This window comes from Streptomyces sp. NPDC058051, assembly GCF_042885475.1.
Taxonomy (GTDB): Bacteria; Actinomycetota; Actinomycetes; order Streptomycetales; family Streptomycetaceae; genus Streptomyces.
Window position 1 is genome coordinate 25,093 of the sequence record NZ_JBHVRW010000003.1, and the last position, 21,582, is coordinate 46,674.

Here is a 21,582-nt window from a genome sequence, read left to right on the forward strand (position 1 = left end):
AGCAGCCCCCGAAGCACCCCACCAGGGCAGACCGGGGGCTTCTGTGTGTACGAACCCGAGCCCGGGCCCGGACCCGCCGGGGGCCCTCATGCGTACGGACCCGGACCCGCCGGAGGTCAGCGGTCGGAGATCCGCATCTCGAACCAGGTGGTCTTGCCGCGGGGCAGCAGATCCACCCCCCAGCGGTCGGAGAGCTTGTCGACGAGGAAGAGCCCGCGCCCGCTGATGTCCATCTCCTGGACCGGCATCAGGCACGGCAGTCCGCGCGAGGGGTCGCGCACCTCGATCCTGATCCAGCCGCGACGGCGCAGCATCCGTAACCCGAAGACTCGTGCGCCGGTGTGCCGCACCGCGTTGCCGACGAGTTCCGAGACGAGCAGCACGGCGTACTCGGCGGTCTGCGGGGAGAGCGCCCAATGACGCAGCACCACGCACGAGGTGAGCCTCCGGGCGGTGCCGGCGGACTCCGGACGGGACGGCAGCCGGACTTCACCCTCCGCCGGGTTTCCGAACAACTCCAGCGCTTTGAACGCCTGTTCGTCCTCGACGGCCGGAACCCAGCGCGCCGCCGTCGCACCGCTGTGCGGTCGCGGCTGTTCCACACCTTCCATGCCCGCCATGCACACCATCATGGCCGCCCGGCAGGCCCTCCGGGACCGTTCCGACGGAATACACACACCGGAATGGCTCATTCCGCAGAGGTCGGTAGGCATATGCCAGTGGCAGAATGCCCTTCGCCCTACCCCATCTGACCTGCACAGATAGCGCGCTCAAGTGGGATTGAGGCCCTCATCGGGCCGCTGGACCTTAAGGTTCTCTTAAGGTCCAGCTAATCCGCCCGCACGGATGAACACGCGTCAGCCTGTGCCCAACTGGCTTTCGGTCAGAGGAATTTGGCCTTGCCCGGCCCCTCCTCCACGAAGCTGCGCATTCCGCGCTCCCGGTCCTCCGTGGCGAACAGACCCGCGAACCAGTTCCGCTCGATCGTGAGCCCGGTGTCGATGTCCGTCTCCAGACCGGCGTCGATGGATTCCTTGGCGGCGCGCAGCGCGAGAGCGGGCCCCTCCGCCAGCTGGGCGGCCCAGGCGTGCGCCTGCTCGTACACCTCGGCGGCGGGCACCACGCGGTCCACCAGACCGAGCGCCAGCGCTTCCTCCGCCTTCACATGACGGCCCGTGAAGATCAGGTCCTTGGCGCGGGAGGGGCCGATCAGCCGGGCGAGGCGCTGGGTGCCGCCCGCTCCGGGGATCACTCCCAGCAGGATCTCGGGCTGGCCCAGCCTGGCGTTGTCGGCGGCGATCCGGAAGTCGGCGCAGAGCGCCAGCTCGCAGCCGCCGCCCAGCGCGTAGCCGGTGACCGCGGCGACGACGGGCTTGGGGATCCGCGCCACCGCGGTGAAGGATTGCTGGAGCGCCGTGGACCGTACGACCATCGCCGCGTGATCCATCGCCCGCATCTCCTTGATGTCCGCGCCCGCCGCGAACACCTTCTCGCCGCCGTAGAGGACCACGGCACGCACGTCGTCGCGCCGGGCGGCCTCCTCGGCGAGTTCGCGCAGCCGGTCCTGGGTGCCGGCGTCCAGGGCGTTCATGGGCGGACGGTCCAGTCGGATCGTGCCGACACCGTCACTTGCTTCGAGGGTTACGGTCATGGGAGGCAGGTTAACCGGCGCTAACGACGGCGGACCCGGTGCCGTTGGTCACAGCACCGGGCCCGCCCGTTCTCCGCAGTCGTACGCCAGGAGCTACGCGATCCACTCCGACCAGGACATGTTCCAGCCGTTGAGGCCGTTGTCCGGCTGGATCGTCTTGTCCTTGGAGTTCTGCACGACCACGACGTCGCCGATGAGCGAGTTGTCGAAGAGCCAGGCCGCCTGGGTCTCCTTGCTCCAGGCACCGCGCACGTCCTGGAGACCGACGCAGCCGTGGCTGGTGTTGGTCGTGCCGAAGATGCTGGAGGCACCCCAGTAGTTGCCGTGGATGAAGGTGCCCGAGGTGGACAGACGCATCGCGTGCGGCACGTCCTTGATGTCGTACTCGCCACCGAAACCGACGGTGTCACCGTTCATCCGGGTCACCTTGAGCTTCTCGCTGATGACCATCTGACCGTTGTACGTGGTGGTCGCCGGGGCGCCCGCCGAGATCGGGATGTCCCTGATCTGCCGGCCGTCGCGGACGACCTTCATCCGGTGCGTACTCGCGTCGACGGTGCTGACCTGCCTGCGGCCGATCGTGAAGGAGATCGTCTTGGCCTGCTTGCCGTAGACGCCGGGACGGCCCTCGACGCCGTCGAGGTTGAGCTTCACGGTCACCTTGGTACCGGCGGCCCAGTACTCCTCGGGCCGGAAGTCGAGGCGGTCGTTGCCGAACCAGTGCCCCTCGATCGGTACGGACGGTTCGGCCGTCACCTTGATGGCGTTCTCGACCGCCGCCGGGTCGGTGATGCCCCGGGTGAAGTGGATCGAGACGGGCATGCCGACGCCGACCGTGGAGCCGTCCTCCGGGGTGTACTGCCCGATGAAGGTGTTCTGCGGAACCAGCGTCGTGAAGCTGGTGTCCTTCGCCGACTCACGGCCCTTCGTGTCCTCGGCGATCGCGTGGACCCGGTACTTGGTCGCCGCGGCCAGGTGGTGGTCCGGCGCCCAGCTCGCACCGTCCGCCGCGATCTTCCCCTCGACCTCGGCGCCCTTGGGGTCCGAGACCTTCACCGTGGTCAGCTTCCCCTGCTCCGCGGAGATCTTCAGCGCACCACTGGTCGCGACGGAGTCCGCCCCGTCCTTCGGCGCGACGGTCACCACGGCCTGCGAGGCGCTGGTGTCGTCGACCTTCGCGCCCCCCTTGCCCGCGCTGCCGGCGTCGTCTCCCCCACCGCACGCCGTCACCAGCAGCAGCGCGCCCAGCACCAGGGCCGGCAGTCCGGCGGCCCTCCGTCCGCGTCGCCCACTGCTCGCCCCGGCCGATCTCCCCGGTATCGGCTGCCCGTTCAATGTCTTCGTCTCCCCTCACACGGCCCGGCCCCGCCAAGGCCCTGGGAACCCGCAGGTCCCTCCCCCACGCGCGGCATATGCGCGCTCATCGAAAGATAATCACACCGACCGTGAGGCAATGACCTCACGGATGTCACCGTTCCGTCCCAAGTTCCTCCGGTACTCACCCGGCTGACGCGGCACCAGCGTGAGGCCGCCGACGGCCGGTCGGGCGAAACGTGAGCGCGAGCCCGCGCGTGGGCAGAACAAAGGGGGAGAACCAGGGAGAGCCACACTCGGGGAGCGGCGGCCGGGACGCCGCGCGCTCCCCTTCGGTGCCGGTCCCCACGAGCCGCGGGAGGCGAGCAGGTGTCGAGCGCAGCCGAGCAGGCAGCAGTGGCGGAGACGGACACGCCGGTCGCGCCCCGGACCGTGCCGACGCGGCCGCCCGGCGTGTGGCCCGGTGCCCCGATGCCGCTCGGGGCCCGCTTCCGGGTGGGCCCGGACGGGGTCGCGGGCACCAATTTCGCGCTCTGGGCGGGCGGCGCGGAAGCCGTCGAGCTCTGTCTCTTCGACGAGGACGGCAGCGAGACGCGCCTCGCGCTGACCGAGCTGACCCATGAGATCTGGCACGGCTTCGTACCGGGCGTACGGCCGGGCCGACGGTACGGCTACCGGGTGCACGGCCGCTGGGATCCCTGGACCGGTGCCCGCTGGAACGCGGCGAAGCTGCTCCTCGATCCGTACGCGCGGGCCGTGGACGGCTCGTTCACCCTCCCGGCCGAGGTGTACGGGCATGTGAGGGACTGGCCGCACCAACAGGTCGCCGACACCGTGCGCGACGAACGGGACTCCGCACCGTACGTGCCCAAGGGGGTCGTGGTCCACGACGACGACACCTGGGCGGAGGACCGCCGGCCCAAGACTCCGTGGGCGGACTCCGTCATCTACGAACTGCATGTGCGCGGCTTCACCGCACTGCACCCCGGCATCCCCGAGAAGCTGCGGGGCACGTACGCCGGTCTCGCCCATCCGGCGGCCATCGGGCACCTGCTGCGGCTCGGCGTCACCGCGGTGGAACTGCTGCCGGTGCATCAGTTCGCCCATGAGGACCATCTGCTCCGGCGCGGCCTGCACAACTACTGGGGGTACAACTCCATCGGCTACTTCGCCCCGCACGCCGGCTACTCGGCGAGCGGGACCGCGGGCGGGCAGGTCGGCGAGTTCAAGCGGATGGTGCGGGCCCTGCACGACGCCGGCATCGAGGTGATCCTCGACGTGGTCTACAACCACACGGCGGAGGCGGGCGAACGGGGCCCGATGCTGTCGCTGCGCGGCATCGACAACCGCGGCTACTACCGCCTCCAGGCGGACGCCCGCAGGTACGCGGACTACACCGGCTGCGGCAACACCCTGCACGTCGTCCAGCCGCACGTCCTGAGGCTGATCACGGACTCGCTGCGCTACTGGGTCACGGAGATGGGTGTGGACGGCTTCCGCTTCGACCTGGCAGCCGCCCTGGCCCGCTCGATGCACGACGTCGACATGCTCTCCCCGTTCCTCGCCGTGATCGCCCAGGACCCGGTGCTGCGCCGGGTGAAGCTGATCGCGGAACCGTGGGACGTCGGCAACGGCGGCTACCAGGTGGGCGCCTTCCCGCCGCTGTGGACCGAGTGGAACGACCGCTACCGGGACGCCGTCCGGGACTTCTGGCGCGGTGCCCTCCCCGACGTACGGGATCTCGGCTACCGGCTGACCGGGTCGAGCGACCTGTACGCATGGGGCGGCCGGCGCCCGTACGCCTCGGTCAACTTCGTCACCGCGCACGACGGCTTCACCCTGCGGGACCTGGTCAGCTACGAGCAGAAGCACAACGAGGCCAACGGCGAGGGCAACCAGGACGGCACATCGGACAACCGGGCCTGGAACTGCGGCGCGGAGGGTGAGAGCGACGACCCCGGCGTCAACGCGCTGCGCCGCCGTCAGCTGCGCAACCTGCTCACCACACTGCTGCTGTCGACAGGTGTGCCGATGCTGGTCGCCGGGGACGAGATGGGCCGTACGCAGGGCGGCAACAACAACGCGTACTGCCAGGACAACGAGGTCAGCTGGCTGGACTGGTCCCTGCTCGACCGGCCCGAGTGGCAGGCGCTGACCGCGTTGACCTCCCGTGTGCTCACCCTGCGCCACACCCACCCGGTGCTGCGCCGCCGAGCCTTCTTCTCCGGTCGGGCGCAGGCGGCGGACGGGCTGCGGGATCTGGCGTGGTTCACCCGGCACGGCGCGGAGATGACGGAGGAGGACTGGTACGCACCCGCGGCGACGGTCGCGCTCTATCTCTCCGGGCGCGACATCCCCGGCCGGGACGCGCGCGGCGAGCAGGTCACGGACGACAGCTTTCTGGCGATCCTCCACGCGGACCACCGGGCCTGCGACTTCCGGCTCCCCGGGCCGCCGTGGGCGCGGAGTTACGAACTGGTCCTGGACACCTCGCGGGAGGACCAGGCCGCGGCACCCGGCGATGTCCACCGGGGCGGCGGGATGCTGACCGTGCCGGCCAGATCGGTGCTGCTGCTCCGGGTCGGGGAGTGAGACCCGGCCGGTGCGCGCCGACGCGTCCGCGCCGGGGTCCGCGCGTCAGCCGAGGATGCCGCGGTCGTAGCCGATCGCGACGGCGGCGGCACGGTCCTTGGCGCCCAGTTTCGCGAAGACATGCGTGAGGTGGGTCTTCACCGTGGCCTCGCTGATGAACAGCTCGGCGGCTATCGCCCGGTTCGACGTGCCCTTCGCGACGCGTTCGAGCACCTCGCGCTCCCGGGCCGACAGCGCGTCGTTGCCCGGGGCCGCCGGGGTGCGCACCCGTGAGACGAGGCGGGAGGCGACGGCGGGCGAGAGCACGGTGCGGCCGTCGGCGGCGGCGCGGACCGCGGTGAAGAGTTCGTCGCGCGGCGCGTCCTTGAGCAGATAGCCGGTCGCGCCGGCCTCGATCGCGGGAAGGGTGTCGGAGTCGGTGTCGTACGTGGTCAGGACGAGCACCTTGGACCGGGCGCCCCGGCCGGTCAGTTCGGCGATGGCGGCGACGCCTCCGCCGCCCGGCATCCGCAGGTCCATCAGGACGACGTCGGGGTCGAGCCGGGTCACGAGGTCGACGCCCTCCACCCCGTTCGACGCCTCGCCGAGGACCCGGAAGCCGGGGGACGAATCGAACATGCCGCGCAGACCGTCCCGTACGACGGGGTGGTCGTCGACGACGACGAGTGTGATGACGCGTGCGGAGTCCTCAGCCATGGCAGGACAACCGTACTGGTGATCAGCCGTGCGGGACCAGGGGTACCCGTGCGGGACCAGGGGTACCCGTGCGCCCGCACGGGTCATCAGCCGTGCGGGACCAGGGGTACCCGTGCGCTGACGGCCGTTCCGCGCCCCGGCTCCGTCTCCACCTCGACGGTGCCCGCGACGCGTTCGGCGCGGGCCCGCATGCCGCCGAGCCCGAAACCGCCCCGGCCGTCGTACGGCGGCAGGGCGGCCGGGTCGAAGCCGCAGCCGTCGTCCCGTACGTCCAGGACGAGTTCGTCGCCCATGAAGGACAGGGTGACCCCGGCCCGCGAGGCCCCGGCGTGGCGGCCGGCGTTGGCGAGGGCCTCCTCGGCGATACGGAGCAGGGTGGCGGCGATCTCGTCGTGCACCGGCTCGGTCGTACCGGTGACGGTGAACTCGGCCCGGACGCCGTGGCGTTCCGCCCAACCGCCGACCGTCTTCTTCAGCGCGCCCGTCAGGTCGTCGTGCTCCAGTGCGGCGGGGACCAGGTCGTGCACCGAGCGGCGCGCCTCCCCCAGGCTGTGCCGGGCGAGCGCGGCGGCGCGGTCGAGGTGTTGCCGGGCCAGCTCCGGATCGGACTCCGCGACCGAGGTCACCACCTGGAGCTGGGCGATGATGCCGGCCAGGCCCTGCGCGAGCGTGTCGTGGATCTCGGCGGCGAGCCGGCGCCGCTCGTCCGCGACGCCCGCCTCCCGTGCCTGGACGAGGAGTTGGGCGTGCAGCCCGGCGTTCTCCGCCAGTGCCTGTTCGAGGCGGGCGTTGGCGGACTCCAGTGCGGTGATGGTGTCGACCTGGGTGCGTGCGTGTTCGGCCTCGCGGTCGCCGATCTGGGCGAAGACCATGGTGAGCGCCGCGTGCACGGCGAACAGGATGGCGAAGGCGACCCAGTTCAGGAGGGTGACCGGCGGAAGTCCGCTGCCGGACTGCGATGCGGCCATGATGACGGCGACGGTCAGCAGCCCGGCGCGCACCGCCCGTGGCGGAAGCAGCCGGGCGGCGTCGAAGTAGCCGAGCACCGCGAACATGGAGAAGAACGGGTTGCACCAGGTCAGCCCGAAGGCGAGTGACGTGCGGGCGACGAAGTAGAACCGTGCCACCCGCGACCGCGGGGCAACCCTCCGTTCGGTCCGCCCCCACCAGACCTGGAGGACCAGCGCCACCACGACCAGCACCGCGGCGACGTGGACGTCCCGGCGGGACATGATGAGACCGGCGCTCACCGCCGAGGCAGCGGTACCGAGGCCGAGCAGGCCGTACGGCCCGTAACGGAAGAACCGTTTCCACCACTGCGCGATCGTCGTCTCGGCGCTCGCACCCGCCTCCGCCATGTCCCCCGCCCTCCTGGATCGCGTATCGCCCGGAACCGGTCACTCCCACCGGAACAGGCGCGTCGCGGCCACCGTCACCACGGCCGCCCACAGCGCTGTCACTCCCAACTCGACCCAGCCGGGCCAGCCGCCGGACGCCGCCCGGTCCAGGGCCTGGGAGGCCGCACCGAACGGGGTGCACCCGACGATGCTCCGGAGGGTGTCGGGCATGGTCTGCACCGGGATCCACACCCCGGCGGTGAACATCATCACAAGATAGACGACCGAGCCGATGGCGGCGGATGCCTTGGTGGTCCGGGAGAGCGCGCAGAGCAGCGCGCCGAGGGACAGCACACTCGCCGTCGCCAGCAGGAGTGCCAGGACGTAGCCGAAGGGCTGTCCCGGCAGCGCGACGCCGAACGCGATCCGGCCGACGGCGATCACCAGTGCGGCGGAGCCGAGGGCCGCGGCGCCGTGCAGCGCGATCTGCGAGGTGAGCAGGGCGGACGGCCGTACCGGGGTGGTCGACATGCGGCGCAGGATGCCGCGCTCGCGGTAGCCCGTGAGGACGGGCGGCATGGCCTGGAGACCGGACATGATCATGGCGAGCAGCACCGACACGGGTACGTACAGGTCGATCACGCGGCGGCCGTCGAGCGCGTCGTCCGGCTCGCGGAAGTGCGGGATCAGGCCGAGGACCGCCAGCAGCGCCGGGGGGAAGACGATGATCCAGAACAGGCTGCCGGGTTCGCGGAGGAAGAGCCGCGTCTCGGCCCTGAGCACCGCCGCCGGGGGGCGGGTCGCAGCCGGTGCCCCGACCGGGTTCGCCGTGGTCATCTCAGGCCGCCGTTTCTGTGAGGTCGAGGAAGGCGTCGTCCAGCGTCGCCTCGGTGATGCGGAGCTGGTGTGCGGTGATGCGCTGGCCGGCCAGCAGGGAGATGACCGCGTCGACGGTCTCGTCGGTGCCGTTGATGACGATCCGGTCGGCCTTCCGTTCGACGGAGGCCACGCCGGGCAGCACGCCCAGGTCGGTGTCGTCGAGCGGGCGGGACGGCGTGAAGGAGATGACCGTGGTACTGCCCGCCCTGCTGACCAGGCCGGACGGGGTGTCAAGGGCGACGACCCTGCCCTTGTCGATGACGGCGACGCGGTCGCAGAGCCGGTCGGCCTCTTCCATGAAGTGGGTGACCAGAAGGACCGTCACGCCGCTGTCGCGCACGTCCTCGATCAGCTGCCAGGTGTCCCGGCGGGCCCGCGGGTCCAGCCCCGTGGTCAGCTCGTCGAGGACCACGACCCTCGGGTTGCCGACCAGGGCGAGCGCGATGGACAGGCGCTGCTTCTGACCGCCGGACAGCCGGGCGAACCGGGTGCCGTACACGGTGTGCAGGCCGAGCCGTTCGGCCAGTGCGCGCCAGTCGGCGGGCTCCGGGTAGAAGGCGCTGTACAGCTCCAGGGCCTCGGCCACGGTGAGTTTGGGCTGGAGCTCGCTCGCCTGGAGCTGGGCACCGAGCAGCCGGGTCACCCGGTCGTGGTCGGCGACGGGGTCGAGGCCGGCGACGCGGACCGTACCGGCGTCGGGGATCCGGAGCCCCTCGACGCACTCGACGGTGGTGGTCTTGCCCGCCCCGTTGGGTCCGAGAATTCCGAAGATCTCCCCCTCGTCGACGGCGAAACTCACCCCGTCGACCACGGGGCGCCCGGCGTACGCCTTGCGGATCCCGTTCACTTCGATGATTGCCATGCCCACGAGCATCGTGTCGCGGGGGCCGTCGCACCATCGTCCATCGCGCTCGAAGCGGCATCAGCCGATCGGTTGATACGGGGTACGACCTCCGGTCGCCGCGGGGCCCGGTCCGGGCGGGGCTCCGCCGGACGGCCGGAAAACCACATGAGCGATGTCAGGGGTGAACCGTAGGCTCGCCTGTGATGCCCGAAGAACATGCAGAGCCCCGAGACCGGTCCGCCGTACGCTCCCTGCTGCGGTTGTGGCCCTATGTGAAGCCGGTGCGCGAGCGCCTGTTCGGCGCCGCTCTGGTCGCGATCGCCGCTTCCTGCATCGGCTTGGTGATCCCCCTCGTACTGAAGTGGATCGTCGACGGACCGGTCGCGGACCGCGATCCGGGCGGTGTCTGGCTCGGTGCGCTGTACCTGCTGTTGCTGGGCGTCGCCGAGGCCGTGCTCTTCGGGGTACGGCGGTGGCTGGTGGCCCGGCCGCTGGCGGGGGTCGAGGCGGCGATGCGGGCCGATCTGTACCGGCATCTGCAAAGGCTGCCGGTGGCGTTCCATGACCGCTGGCCCTCGGGGCAGTTGCTTTCGCGCGGTACGACGGACCTGATGCTGATCCGCATGTTCCTGGCGTTTCCGCTGACCTTCCTGCTGGTCAACGGCACGACGGTGCTGATCGGTTTCCTCATTCTGCTGACGCAGCAGTGGACGCTGGGGCTGGTGCTGCTCGTGCCGGTGGTGCCGCTGATGATCGTCTGCTCGGTCTTCGAGACGAAGTACTCGGTCGTGGCGCGCACGGCGCAGGACCAGGTCGGGGATCTGACGACGGTCGTCGAGGAGAGCGTGCTCGGCATCCGCATCATCAAGGGCTTCGGCCGGCACCGCAGCCAGGCCCTCGCGTTCCGTGGTCTCACGCAGCGGCTTCGTACGACGGAGCTGGGCAAGGCCCGGCTCCTCGGCAGCATCTGGGCCGTCATCACCACCATTCCCGAACTGGCCATCGGCGCGGCGCTGGTCCTCGGTGCGGTTCAGGTCGCCGACGGCGGGCTCTCGGCCGGCACCCTGGTCGCCTTCCTCTCCACGGCGCTCGCGCTGCGGTGGCCCGTCGAGTCGATCGGCTTCCTGCTGGCGATGAGCCAGGAGTCGGCGACGGCGACCGAGCGGTTCTTCGAAGTGATGGACGTAGCCGAGGAGGACGACGCGGCCGATGCCGAAGGTCCCGCGCCGAAGGAGACGTCGAGCCGCGGCGACATGGTCTTCGAGGGCGTGGAGTTCCGCTACCCCGACGCGGGGGCCGGTTCCGTGCCCGTGCTCTCCCGGATCGATCTGCACGTCCGCGCCGGTGAGACGCTTGCCCTGGTCGGGGCCACCGGTTGCGGGAAGACGACGCTCACCGCGCTCGTGCCGCGGCTGCACGAGGCCACCGCAGGGCGGATCCTGCTGGACGGCCGGGACATCGCCACCATGCCCCGGCAGGAGCTGCGCGAGCTGGTGTCCGTGGCCTTCGAGGAGCCGACGCTCTTCTCGGCGAGCGTCGGGGAGAACGTGCTGATGGGCGCCGAGGGCGCCGGGGAGGACGCGCTGCACAGGGCGCTCTCGGTCGCGCAGGCCGACTTCGTGTACGAGCTGCCCGACGGCGTCGACACCCAGGTCGGCGAGCAGGGGCTCAGTCTCTCCGGCGGCCAGCGGCAACGCCTCGCGCTGGCTCGCGCCGTGGTCGGCCGCCCCCGCTTCCTGGTGCTCGACGATCCGCTCTCCGCCCTGGATGTGCACACGGAGGCGTTGGTGGAGGCCGCCCTGCGGCGGGTGCTGGAGGAGACGACGGCGATCGTGGTCGCGCACCGCCCGTCCACCGTGATGCTCGCGGACCGGGTGGCGCTGCTCTCACAGGGCCGGATCACCGCTGTCGGCACCCATCAGGAACTGCTGCGCGGCAGCGCGGAGTACGCCTGGCTGATGTCGGGCGCCGGAAGCACGCCGGAGGGAGCCCTGGCCGAGGACGCCTTCCCCGACATGTCCGGCGAGGACCGCCCCGTGCCGGACGCCCCCGCCGAGAAGGGCCTCATCCGATGACCAGTCCGACGACGACCGGGCCCGCCCAGCGGGGCGAGGCGCACGGGAAGCCCGCGGAGGGTTCCCCCGCCGACCCTGCCGGGGACCGGTTCGACCGCGACGATCTGCCCACGCCCCGTGGTGCGACCCGCGCCCTGCTGGGGTCGCTGCTCCGCCCGCACCGGGGCCGGCTGGTGGTCGCCGCGCTGCTGCTGCTGATCCAGCAGGTGGCGGTGCAGGCGGGCCCGCTGCTCGTCGCGTACGCCATCGACAGCGGTGTGCCCGCCTTCCGGGACGAGGAGTACGGCCCGCTGATCGCGGTGGCTGTCGGGTACGCGCTGTGCTCGGCCACCGCGGGCGCCATGCAGTACGCGTTCATCCGGGCCTCCGCCCGGATCAACCAGGACGTGCTGCTCGATCTGCGCGGGCGGATCTTCCGGCACGCGCAGGCGTTGAGCGTGGACTTCCACGAGCGCTACACGTCGGGCCGGCTGATCTCCCGTTCCACCACGGACGTGGAGTCGCTGCGGGAGCTGCTCAGCGAGGGGCTCCAGGAGCTGATCGGCATCGTCCTGTCCTTCATCTCCATCTCGCTGGTGCTGCTCTGGCTGGACTTCGGTCTCGGCGCGGTGGCGGTGCTGTCCTTCGTACCGCTGTATCTGCTGGTACGGCTCTACCGGCGGCGGGCCGGCGCGCTCTACGCGGCGCGGTCGACGGCGATCGCGACGATCATCGTGAAGTTCGCCGAGTCGATGAACGGCATCCGTCCCGTCCAGGCCTTCCGCCGCGAGCGCATCAACGACGGGCACTTCGACGAGCTCAACAGGGCGCACCGGTGGGCGAACGGCGGCGCGTTGCTGGAGATGGCGCGGTATGTCGTCGGTTCCCGGCTGGTCGCGAACACGGCGGTCGCCGGGATCGTGCTGTGGGGTGCGTACCGGGTGGCGTCGGGCACGCTGGCGCTCGGGGTGCTGGCCGCGGCCGTGCTGTACCTGCGCCGGCTGTACGACCCGATCGACCGGCTCGGCATGTTCCTCAACTCCTACGAGTCGGCCGCGGCCTCACTGGAGAAGATCGCCGGTCTGCTCGCCCAGACCCCGTCCGTCCCCGAGACGTCCGATCCGCGCGCGCTTCCCGCTCTCACGGGCGAGCACCCGGGCCGTGAGGTCGTCTTCGACTCGGTGCGGTTCGCCTACCGGACGGGCGGCGAGGTGCTGCCCCGCTTCGATCTGACGGTCCCGGCCGGTCAGACCGTGGCCGTGGTCGGTTCGACGGGGGCGGGCAAGTCGACGCTCGCCAAGCTGCTGGCCCGTTTCTACGACCCGACCGAGGGCCGGGTGCTGCTGGACGGGACCGATCTGCGGGATCTGGCCCTGCCGGAGCTGCGCAAGGGTGTGGTGATGGTGACCCAGGAGGCGTTCCTGTTCTCCGGGACGGTCGCCGAGAACATCGCGATCGGCAGCCCGGACGCCACCCGCGAGGAGATCGAGGAGGCCGCCAAGGCCATCGGCGCACACGATTTCATCGCCGGGCTGCCCGAGGGATACGACACGGACGTGCGCAAGAGGGGCGGCCGGATCTCGGCCGGGCAGCGCCAGTTGGTCGCGTTCGCCCGCGCTCTGCTGGCGAATCCGGCGGTGCTGATCCTCGACGAGGCGACGAGTTCCCTGGACATCCCGGGCGAGCGGGCGGTGCAGCGCGCCATGGACACGGTGCTGCACGGCCGCACCGCGGTCGTGATCGCCCACCGCCTGTCGACGGTGGAGATCGCGGACCGGGTCCTGGTGATGGAGCACGGTCGCGTCGTGGAGGACGGCGCCCCGTCCGAACTCATCGACGGCGCGGGCCGCTTCGCCGGGCTCCACCGGGCGTGGCGGGAGAGCCTGGCCTGACGGGGAGGGCACGGACACGGACCAGGGCGTCGAGTCGATGGCCGCGTCGGCCGCGCCCGCCCCTCGCCCGCGCCACTGGGCGCGCGTGATCGGGCCGGATCTGGTCTGCTGGTGCGGGGGGCCGTGCACCCGTATCCCGGAGAGATCCAGATGAGCCTCTTTCGCGCCGCGCAGGTCGCCACCGCCGGTGGTTCGTTCGAGATCGTCGAGCGCGACGTGCCGCAGCCCGGCCCCGGCCACGTACGGGTGGCGGTGGACGCCTGCGGGGTCTGTCACAGTGACGCCCTGTTCGTCGAGGGCGCGCTGCCGGGCGTTCGGTTCCCGGTGGTTCCCGGGCATGAGATCGCCGGGCGGATCGAGGTGCTCGGAGAGGGAACGGACAACGCCTGGCAGGTGGGCGACCGTGTGGCAGTGGGGTGGTTCGGCGGCAGTTGCGGCCACTGCACGCCCTGCCGGCAGGGCGACTTCGTGGTGTGCCCGAACCTGAAGGTCCCCGGATGGGCGTACGACGGAGGCTATGCCGAGACGGTGATCGCGCCGGTGGACGCCCTGGCCCGGATCCCCGATGCCCTGGCGGCGACCGATGCGGCGCCCATGGCCTGCGCGGGAGTGACCACGTTCAACGGGCTGCGGCGCAGCTCCGCCCGGCCGGGTGACCTGGTCGCCGTGCTCGGCATCGGCGGCCTCGGCCACCTGGGGGTGCAGTACGCGGCCGCGATGGGCTTCGAGACCGTGGCCATCGCGCGCGGAGCCGCCAAGGCCGAGTTCGCCGAGAAGCTCGGCGCCCACCACTACGTCGACAGCACGGCGGACACCTCCGTGGCGGACGCGTTGCAGTCCCTGGGCGGCGCCCGGGTCGTCCTGGCCACCGCCGCCAACGCCGCTGCGATCACGGCGACCGTGGAGGGGCTCGCTCCCCGGGGTGAGCTGGTGGTCATCGGCGCGACCGCCGAGCCTCTGGGGATCAGCCCGAACCAGCTGCTGATGAGCGGCAAGGTCGTCCGGGGCCACCCGTCGGGCACCGCCCAGGACGTGCAGGACACCCTGGCGTTCAGCGCCCTGCACGGGATCCGCCCGATGACCGAGACCGTGCCGCTGGACGAAGCCGACGCGGCGTACCGGAAGATGATGTCCGGTGCCGCCCGCTTCCGGATGGTGCTCACCACCCGCTGACGCGCCCGGCCTCGCACCTCACACCTCGCACGCCTCGTACGCCCTGCACACCTCGCACACCTCGCACACCTCGCATGCCCCGCACACCGCGCGCTCCGCGCACCCCGCCGTGGTGCACTTCCCGCCGTCCTCGTGCGGCCCTGCGCGGCAACGGAGTTGACGGGGTGTGCGCCCGTTTCGTGTGCACTGGTACGGTGCGTCGGCGCGGGCGGGACCGCCCTGTCCGGGAACCCGGACGGACCCCGTCGCCGGATCGTCTCCGGTGAACCCGCCCCCGCCGCGGACGCTGCCGCACGCCCCTCCCCCCTCCTCGCCCACGTCCAGGGACTGACCACGGCGAGCCGACGCGGCAGTACGGCGGCGAGCTGGCGCGGCCGTGCGGGCGCGACGGAACACGGGGCAGTCGGGCACGGAGTGCATGGGCGAGATTGAGCCACAGTTCAATGCCATCTCGGCCAGCGGTGACACCCCCTTCCCGCACCCGGTGTTCGAACACCGCGCGATCCAGTGCGGCCCGGACTCGCTTCCGAATTCGGGCCGTGCCGTACGCCGGACAACAGCGCGGCAATGATCGGCGAAACGTCCGCTTAACGAACATGACCTTTCCAGCAACGGACGAGTTCCGGCCAACTTGTTGACGCGGTCCTGACAGGAACCGCTCTCGGCTGCCAATCTTCACCCCGTTCTGCGCACTTCTCGTTCTCCCCCGGCGACTCCCTGCCGCCGGCACCCCCCTCGCAGAAGGAGTCCGCGTGAGATCCACGTCCCGTCGTCGTGCCACCGCGACCGGCGCCCTGATAGCCGCCGCAGCCCTCCTCGCCGTCGGAGTCCAGACCGGGACGGCCGCCGCCGCTCCCGACAGCGCCACCGCGGCGGCCACGGGTGCCCGCCAGGGCGCCCTGGCCAAGCAGCTCACCCCGTCCCAGCGCGCCGAGCTGATCCGCGAGGCCGACGCGACCACGGCGGCCACGGCCAAGGAGATCGGTCTCGGCTCGCAGGAGAAGCTCGTCGTCAAGGACGTCGTCCAGGACAACGACGGCACCACGCACACGCGTTACGAGCGCACCTTCGCCGGACTTCCGGTACTCGGTGGCGACCTGGTCGTCCAGGAGTCCAAGGCCGGCTCGACCGAGAGCGTCACCAAGGCGTCCCAGGTCAGCAGCAACCAGCTGAAGGCCGTGGCCACGAAGGCCGACGTCGCGCCGGCCGCCGCCGAGAAGCAGGCGCTCGGCCTCGCCAAGGCCGACGGCTCCAAGAGCACCGAGGCCGACCAGGCGCCGCGCAAGGTGGTCTGGATGGCGCAGGGCACGCCGCAGCTCGCGTACGAGACCGTCGTCGGCGGGCTCCAGGAGGACGGCACCCCGAACGAGCTGCACGTCATCACCGACGCCTCGACCGGTGCGAAGCTGTACGAGTGGCAGGGCATCGAGAACGGCACCGGGAACACCGAGTACAGCGGCCAGGTCACCCTCGGCACCTCGGGGTCGTACACGCTGACCGACGCGGGTCGCGGCGGCCACAAGACCTACAACCTGAACCACGGCACGTCCGGCACCGGGACGCTGTTCACCAACACCACCGACGTCTGGGGCAACGGCAGCCCGTCGAACGCCGAGACCGCCGCCGCGGACGCCCACTACGGTGCGGCCGAGACGTGGGACTACTACAAGAACGTGCACGGCCGCACCGGCATCAAGGGCGACGGCGTCGGCGCGTACTCCCGTGTCCACTACGGCAACAACTACGTCAACGCGTTCTGGAGCGACAGCTGCTTCTGCATGACGTACGGCGACGGCAGCGGGAACGCCAGCCCGCTGACCGCCCTCGACGTGGCCGCGCACGAGATGACGCACGGCGTCACCTCGAACACCGCCGGCCTGATCTACAGCGGTGAGTCCGGTGGCCTCAACGAGGCGACCAGCGACATCTTCGCCACCGCGGTCGAGTTCTACGCCAACAACGCCACCGACAAGGGCGACTACCTCATCGGTGAGAAGATCGACATCAACGGCGACGGCACCCCGCTGCGCTACCAGGACAAGCCGAGCAAGGACGGCGCGTCCAAGGACGCGTGGTACTCGGGCATCGGCAACGTCGACGTCCACTACTCCTCGGGCCCGGCGAACCACTTCTTCTACCTGCTCGCCGAGGGCAGCGGCGCGAAGACCATCAACGGCGTCAACTACGACTCGCCGACCTCCGACGGTCTGCCGGTGACCGGCATCGGCATCGACAAGGCCGCCCAGATCTGGTTCAAGGCGCTCACCACCAAGTTCACCTCCACCACGAACTACGCGTCGGCCCGTACCGGCACCCTCGCCGTGGCCGGTGAGCTGTACGGCACCAGCAGCGCCGAGTACAAGTCCGTCGCGGACGCCTGGGCCGGCATCAACGTCGGCACGCGCCCCGGTGGCGGCACCGACCCCGAGCCGGGCGACGGCACGGTCTTCGAGAACAGCACCGCGGCCGCCATCCCGGACGCCGGTTCGGCCATCACCAGCTCGGTCAGCGTCACCGGCATCACGGGCAACGCGCCCAGCGCCCTCAAGGTCGGTGTGGACATCACCCACACCTGGCGCGGTGACCTGGTCATCGACCTCGTCGCCCCGGACGGCACGTCCTACCGGCTGAAGAGCTCCTCGATCTCCGACTCGGCGGACAACGTCCAGGAGACCTACACGGTCAACGCCTCGTCCGAGGTGGCCAACGGCACCTGGAAGCTGAAGGTCCAGGACGTCTACTCGGGTGACACCGGCACCCTCAACAGCTTCAAGCTGACCTTCTGAACCCTCTGAACCACGGTTCGGACCCGGTCGCACAGAGCCGCCCGGGAGGAGCACCCGCTCCTCCCGGGCGGTTTTCCGTCCGCTCCGGGCGCCCGTCAGTTGGGGTTGTTCGCGTGGGTCAGGGTCTCCCAGGCGACGAACAGGTTGTTGGACCCGGCGGGCCGCTGCTGCTCGGTGAGGGCCTGGGTGTTGGTCATGGCGATGCCCATACGGTTGTGCAGCGCGTTGAATCCGACCTCGGTGACCGGGCCGAGGCTGTCCTTCAGACTTCCGCCGCACAGCGACGCCGGGACGGCGGCGCCGAGCTGGTACGTGGCGTGCAGCCCCAGTGCGTGACGCAGGCGCTCGGCGATCTCGGGGTAGAGGTCCTGGCCCTGGATCCGGCCGGTCTCGGCGATGTGGGAGATGGCGGAGAGCCCGTATCCGGTGTGGGTGAGGTCGCGGCAGGTCTCCTGGGAGAGACCGTCCATGAAGGTCGACTGCCCCTGCCAGTACGTGATGATCTTGTCGCGGGTGTCGAGTCCGCTGCCCGGCGCGGTCTTCGGCAGCGCTCCGTCGGAGGTCAGGTAGATGTACGCGGGAACACGGCCCCGGAACGTGGCGACGGCCTTGTCGTAGGAGGTGCGGTCCTCCAGGAAGACCGCGATGCCGATCGCGGCCTCGGTCATGCTCAGCTCCCAGTTCCCGTTGCTGTGGGAGCCGTTGATGACCTTCGGAAGGTAGACGTCGCGCAGCATGGTCGCGAAGCGGCCGGAGTTCGGCCAACTGCCGTACGTGTACTTCATGATCTCGGCGGCGCGCGGCCAGGAGGAACCGGCCCAGCCGGTCTGCAGCGGGGCGTTGCTGTTGGTGTGGTCCTGGATCACGGCCGACCAGGCGTCCATGATCTCGATGGCCTTGGTGGCGTAGCGGCTGTCCTGGCTGATGTACCAGGCCAGTGAGAGCGTGTACGCGGCGATCGCGTCCTCGCGTTCGTCGGTGCAACCGTAGTTGGGGTTGGAGTACGAGCCGCACTCGACGACGGCGCGCGGCTTGGCGGTGCGGGTGAGCGACGCGTACCTGCTGGCCAGCATCTGGTCGTACGCGCTCTTCCAGGGCTGCGCGCCGGCCTGCACCTTGGCTCGCACGAAGTCGAGTTGGGGGCGGCTGACGAGGACACCGGGGTGGGTGAAGGCCGCGGGGGCGGCGGCCACGGCGGGCTTCGTCGCCGGGCGGTCATCGGTGGGGGCGGCCGAGACCGGGGCCGTCAGGAGCACGGTGATCAGTGAGGCGAGGACGGTGACGAGACCGATGCCCCGCCCTGTGGTTCCGGTGCGCATGTGGGGTGCCTTCCGGTACAGGGGTGGTCCAGCAACTCGCCCGACTGTCACGGTAGTTCATGGGTGTGAACATCGAATCGAGTCGTGAACGCTGCAATGAGTGAGGAACCTAAAGGCATCCCATGGGCGCGTCAAGGCGCCGGGTTCGGATGACGAAGGAGCCCGGCACCGCACAGGTGCCGGGCTCCGCGGGACGACGGGTCAGCGCATCAGCGGGCCCGCGCCGTCTCCCACCGACACCGCGGGCAGGGACACCAGGCCGAGTTCCGCGCCGGTCGCCAGCAGCGGATGGGCGGGAAGCACCCGCACCGTGTAGCCGTACGGACCGGTGCGGTCCAGGGTGAGCGGTCCCTCGTAGAGCCAGCGGCCCTCCAGGTCCTGCCCCCCGGCGGGCTTCAGCGGGAAGACCTGGGCGTCCGAGATCCCGTCGGCCGCGTCCACCCGGCCGGCCACCGCCTGCACCTCCACGTCCTCCGGCTCCAGCACCCCGAGGGCGATCCTGACCCGCAGGAGCAGCGTCGACCCCAGCTCCGCCGGGCCGCCCGCCGAACCGGTCGCCACGGCCTCCACATGGTCGACGGCCACGCGCGGCCAGCCCGCCCGGACCCTGGCCTTCCAGTCGGCGAGCCGCCGGGCCGCGCCGGGGTCCATCGCGCGCTGGGCGAGCGCGGCGGGCGCGTAGAGCCGCTCCACGTACTCGGACACCATCCGTCCCGCCAGAACCTTGGGTCCGAGGGTGCTCAGTGTGCGGCGGACCATCTCGATCCAGCGTTCCGGAAGCCCTTCGTCGCCCCGGTCGTAGAAGCGCGGCGCGATCCTGTCCTCGATCAGTTCGTAGAGGGCGCCCGCCTCCAGGTCGTCGCGGCGGTCCTCGTCCACGGCCAGTCCGTCGGCTGTCGGGATCGCCCATCCGAAGTCCGGCTCGAACCACTCGTCCCACCAGCCGTCCAGGACCGAGAGGTTGAGGCAGCCGTTGAGCGCGGCCTTCATGCCGCTCGTACCACAGGCCTCCAGGGGACGCAGCGGGTTGTTGAGCCAGACGTCGCAGCCCGGGTAGAGCTTCTGCGCCATGGCCATGCCGTAGTCCGGCAGGAAGACGATGCGGTGGCGCACCCGGGGGTCGTCGGAGAACCGCACCAGCTCCCGCACCAGCCGCTTTCCGCTGTCGTCGGCAGGGTGGGCCTTGCCGGCGACGACGATCTGGATCGGGCGGGTCGGGTGGAGCAGCAGTTCCCTCAGCCGGTCGCGGTCGCGCAGCATCAGCGTCAGCCGCTTGTACGAGGGCACCCGCCGGGCGAAGCCGATCGTCAGCACGTCCGGGTCCAGCACGCCGTCGATCCAGCCGAGTTCGGCCGCTTCCGCGCCGCGGGTGCGCCAGGAGGCGTGGAGCCGCTCGCGCACCTCGGTGACGAGTTGTCCGCGCAGGGCCCGCCGCAGGTCCCAGAGTTCCCGGTCCGGGACGTCGACGGCGGAGTCCCAGCGTCCGGGGGCGGCGCCGTACCGGTTGCGCAGCCGGAGGATCTCGGGCGCGACCCAGGTGGGTGCGTGAACCCCGTTGGTCACCGAGGTGATCGGCACCTCCGCGGCGTCGAAGCCCGGCCACAGCCCGGCGAACATCTCACGGCTGACCGCCCCGTGGAGGGTGGAGACGCCGTTGGCCCGCTGGGCGAGGCGCAGCCCCATCACCGCCATGTTGAAGACCTCGGGCTCGCCACCGGGGTAGGTCTCCATGCCCAGTTGCAGAACGCGTTCGACGCCCACACCCGGGAGTTCTCCGTCGTCCCCGAAGTGCCGGGCGACGAGTTCGCGGTCGAACCGGTCGATCCCGGCGGGCACCGGTGTGTGGGTGGTGAAGACCGTGCCCGCCCGTACGGACTCCACGGCCGAGTCGAAGTCGAGCCCGGCGCCAGATAGTTCACGGATACGTTCGAGTCCGAGGAAGCCGGCGTGCCCCTCGTTGGTGTGGAAGACCTCCGGTTCCGGATGGCCGGTGAGGCGGCAGTACGTCCGTACGGCCCGTACGCCGCCGATACCGAGAAGCATCTCCTGGAGCAGCCGGTGCTCACTGCCGCCGCCGTACAGCCGGTCGGTCACCTCGCGTTCGCCCGGCGCGTTCTCCTCCACGTCGGAGTCGAGCATCAGCAGCGGGACGCGTCCCACCTGGGCCTGCCAGATGTGGGCGTGCAGGGAGCGCCCGCCGGGCAGGGCGAGCACCACCCGGCTCGGGGTGCCGTCGGGCTCGCGGACCAGGGTGAGCGGCAGCTCGTTCGGATCGAGCACGGGGTAGTGCTCCTGCTGCCAGCCGTCGCGGGACAGGCTCTGGCGGAAGTAGCCGTGCCGGTAGAGCAGGCCCACCGCGACGAGAGGGACGCCCAGATCGCTCGCCGCCTTGAGATGGTCGCCGGCGAGGATGCCGAGCCCGCCGGAGTACTGGGGCAGGGCGGCCGTCACCCCGAACTCGGGCGAGAAGTAGGCGATGGCGGCCGGCAGCTCCGCTCCCTGGGCCGGCCGCTCCTGGTACCACCTGGGGCCGTGCAGGTACGCGCGGAGGTCTGCGGACACCTCGGCCAGCCGGTGCAGGAACTGCTCGTCCCGCGCCAGCTCGGCGAGTCGCCCGGCGGATACGGCACCGAGCAGCCGCACGGGGTCGCCCTCCGCCTCCGGCCGGACCTCCGGGTCGACGGACCGGAAGAGCTCACGGGTCTCGGCATGCCAGGACCAGCGCAGGTTGCGGGCGAGGTCGCTGAGCGGTTGAAGGGGATCGGGGAGAACGGGACGCACGGTGAACCGACGAATGGCCTTCACGTGTTCCACCTTTACAGGGGGCGCGCCGATCCGAGGGGACGCACCACGGGTGCGCGCCGCTCCGTCACCCTCGGCGTCGGGGCGAGCCGTACGGCCGCGGGCACGACGTGCGGACGGCCGGCGCCCGCCGGCCCGCCGCCGTCTCCGGACGGCTGACACCGCCGGCCCGCCGCCGTCTCCGGACGGCTGACACCGCCGGCCCACCGCCGTCTCCGGACGGCTGACACCGCCGGCCCACCG

14 protein-coding genes are annotated in these 21,582 nt (G+C 71.1%); 5 read left to right on the top strand and 9 right to left on the bottom strand.

Going from position 1 to position 21,582, the window contains the following annotated elements; genetic code table 11:
- Positions 1 to 116: 116 nt before the first annotated feature.
- The 3 genes from ACFVUT_RS05815 to ACFVUT_RS05825 form a co-directional block, all read right to left on the bottom strand.
- The gene (locus ACFVUT_RS05815) at positions 117 to 632 is read right to left on the bottom strand and encodes an ATP-binding protein (RefSeq protein ID WP_389644732.1); all 516 of its coding nucleotides are present in this window, start codon (positions 630 to 632) and stop codon (positions 117 to 119) included.
- A gap of 251 nt (positions 633 to 883) precedes the next feature.
- Positions 884 to 1,651, bottom strand: a complete 768-nt coding sequence (locus ACFVUT_RS05820) for an enoyl-CoA hydratase/isomerase family protein (protein ID WP_389644729.1) — start codon at positions 1,649 to 1,651, stop codon at positions 884 to 886.
- Between the two features lie 93 nt (positions 1,652 to 1,744).
- Positions 1,745 to 2,986, bottom strand: coding sequence for an Ig-like domain-containing protein (locus ACFVUT_RS05825; protein ID WP_389644726.1), 1,242 nt, complete (start codon positions 2,984 to 2,986; stop codon positions 1,745 to 1,747).
- 348 nt (positions 2,987 to 3,334) lie between these two features.
- Between ACFVUT_RS05825 and glgX the strand changes: the two genes are divergently transcribed.
- Positions 3,335 to 5,557, top strand: a complete 2,223-nt coding sequence (glgX, locus tag ACFVUT_RS05830) for a glycogen debranching protein GlgX (RefSeq protein WP_389644722.1) — start codon at positions 3,335 to 3,337, stop codon at positions 5,555 to 5,557.
- A 45-nt stretch (positions 5,558 to 5,602) separates the two neighbouring features.
- On the opposite strand, the gene ACFVUT_RS05835 is transcribed toward glgX, so the two are convergent.
- The 4 genes from ACFVUT_RS05835 to ACFVUT_RS05850 form a co-directional block, all read right to left on the bottom strand.
- On the bottom strand, positions 5,603 to 6,253 hold the full coding sequence (locus tag ACFVUT_RS05835; RefSeq protein ID WP_389644720.1) for a response regulator: 651 nt from the start codon (positions 6,251 to 6,253) through the stop codon (positions 5,603 to 5,605).
- 86 nt (positions 6,254 to 6,339) lie between these two features.
- Complete coding sequence (locus tag ACFVUT_RS05840) at positions 6,340 to 7,611, bottom strand: sensor histidine kinase (RefSeq protein WP_389644717.1); 1,272 nt, start codon at positions 7,609 to 7,611, stop codon at positions 6,340 to 6,342.
- A gap of 39 nt (positions 7,612 to 7,650) precedes the next feature.
- Entirely contained in the window at positions 7,651 to 8,427 is a 777-nt protein-coding gene (locus ACFVUT_RS05845) for an ABC transporter permease (protein WP_389644714.1), read from the bottom strand.
- A gap of 1 nt (position 8,428) precedes the next feature.
- Positions 8,429 to 9,331, bottom strand: coding sequence for an ABC transporter ATP-binding protein (locus ACFVUT_RS05850; protein WP_389644711.1), 903 nt, complete (start codon positions 9,329 to 9,331; stop codon positions 8,429 to 8,431).
- A 185-nt stretch (positions 9,332 to 9,516) separates the two neighbouring features.
- Between ACFVUT_RS05850 and ACFVUT_RS05855 the strand changes: the two genes are divergently transcribed.
- The 4 genes from ACFVUT_RS05855 to ACFVUT_RS05870 all read left to right on the top strand — a co-directional run bounded on the left by ACFVUT_RS05855 (position 9,517) and on the right by ACFVUT_RS05870 (position 17,218).
- Entirely contained in the window at positions 9,517 to 11,388 is a 1,872-nt protein-coding gene (locus tag ACFVUT_RS05855) for an ABC transporter ATP-binding protein (RefSeq protein ID WP_389644708.1), read from the top strand.
- The gene (locus ACFVUT_RS05860; protein WP_389644706.1) at positions 11,385 to 13,259 is read left to right on the top strand and encodes an ABC transporter ATP-binding protein; all 1,875 of its coding nucleotides are present in this window, start codon (positions 11,385 to 11,387) and stop codon (positions 13,257 to 13,259) included. The genes ACFVUT_RS05855 and ACFVUT_RS05860 overlap by 4 nt, the downstream gene beginning before the upstream one ends.
- Before the next feature lie 150 nt (positions 13,260 to 13,409).
- Complete coding sequence (locus tag ACFVUT_RS05865) at positions 13,410 to 14,432, top strand: alcohol dehydrogenase (RefSeq protein ID WP_389644703.1); 1,023 nt, start codon at positions 13,410 to 13,412, stop codon at positions 14,430 to 14,432.
- A gap of 752 nt (positions 14,433 to 15,184) precedes the next feature.
- Positions 15,185 to 17,218 carry a M4 family metallopeptidase gene (locus ACFVUT_RS05870; protein ID WP_389644700.1) on the top strand — a complete coding sequence of 678 codons (2,034 nt, stop codon included), beginning with the start codon at positions 15,185 to 15,187 and terminating at the stop codon, positions 17,216 to 17,218.
- A 95-nt stretch (positions 17,219 to 17,313) separates the two neighbouring features.
- Here the strand turns inward: ACFVUT_RS05870 and ACFVUT_RS05875 are convergent, their stop codons facing one another.
- Positions 17,314 to 18,537: an alginate lyase family protein gene (locus ACFVUT_RS05875; RefSeq protein WP_389644697.1), complete on the bottom strand. Its 1,224-nt coding sequence runs from the start codon at positions 18,535 to 18,537 to the stop codon at positions 17,314 to 17,316.
- A 201-nt stretch (positions 18,538 to 18,738) separates the two neighbouring features.
- A complete protein-coding gene (glgP, locus tag ACFVUT_RS05880; RefSeq protein ID WP_389644694.1) occupies positions 18,739 to 21,342 on the bottom strand; it encodes an alpha-glucan family phosphorylase in 2,604 nt (867 codons plus the stop codon).
- Positions 21,343 to 21,582: the final 240 nt, after the last annotated feature.

Bases quoted from the DNA above. Each gene is read 5' to 3' on its own strand.
- ACFVUT_RS05875 (WP_389644697.1), bottom strand. From the start codon at position 18,537: ATGCGCACCGGAACCACAGGGCGGGGCATCGGTCTCGTCACCGTCCTC.
- ACFVUT_RS05850 (WP_389644711.1), bottom strand. From the start codon at position 9,331: ATGGCAATCATCGAAGTGAACGGGATCCGCAAGGCGTACGCCGGGCGC.
- ACFVUT_RS05815 (WP_389644732.1), bottom strand. From the start codon at position 632: ATGATGGTGTGCATGGCGGGCATGGAAGGTGTGGAACAGCCGCGACCG.
- ACFVUT_RS05835 (WP_389644720.1), bottom strand. From the start codon at position 6,253: ATGGCTGAGGACTCCGCACGCGTCATCACACTCGTCGTCGTCGACGAC.
- ACFVUT_RS05865 (WP_389644703.1), top strand. From the start codon at position 13,410: ATGAGCCTCTTTCGCGCCGCGCAGGTCGCCACCGCCGGTGGTTCGTTC.
- ACFVUT_RS05860 (WP_389644706.1), top strand. From the start codon at position 11,385: ATGACCAGTCCGACGACGACCGGGCCCGCCCAGCGGGGCGAGGCGCAC.
- ACFVUT_RS05845 (WP_389644714.1), bottom strand. From the start codon at position 8,427: ATGACCACGGCGAACCCGGTCGGGGCACCGGCTGCGACCCGCCCCCCG.
- ACFVUT_RS05840 (WP_389644717.1), bottom strand. From the start codon at position 7,611: ATGGCGGAGGCGGGTGCGAGCGCCGAGACGACGATCGCGCAGTGGTGG.
- ACFVUT_RS05855 (WP_389644708.1), top strand. From the start codon at position 9,517: ATGCCCGAAGAACATGCAGAGCCCCGAGACCGGTCCGCCGTACGCTCC.
- ACFVUT_RS05820 (WP_389644729.1), bottom strand. From the start codon at position 1,651: ATGACCGTAACCCTCGAAGCAAGTGACGGTGTCGGCACGATCCGACTG.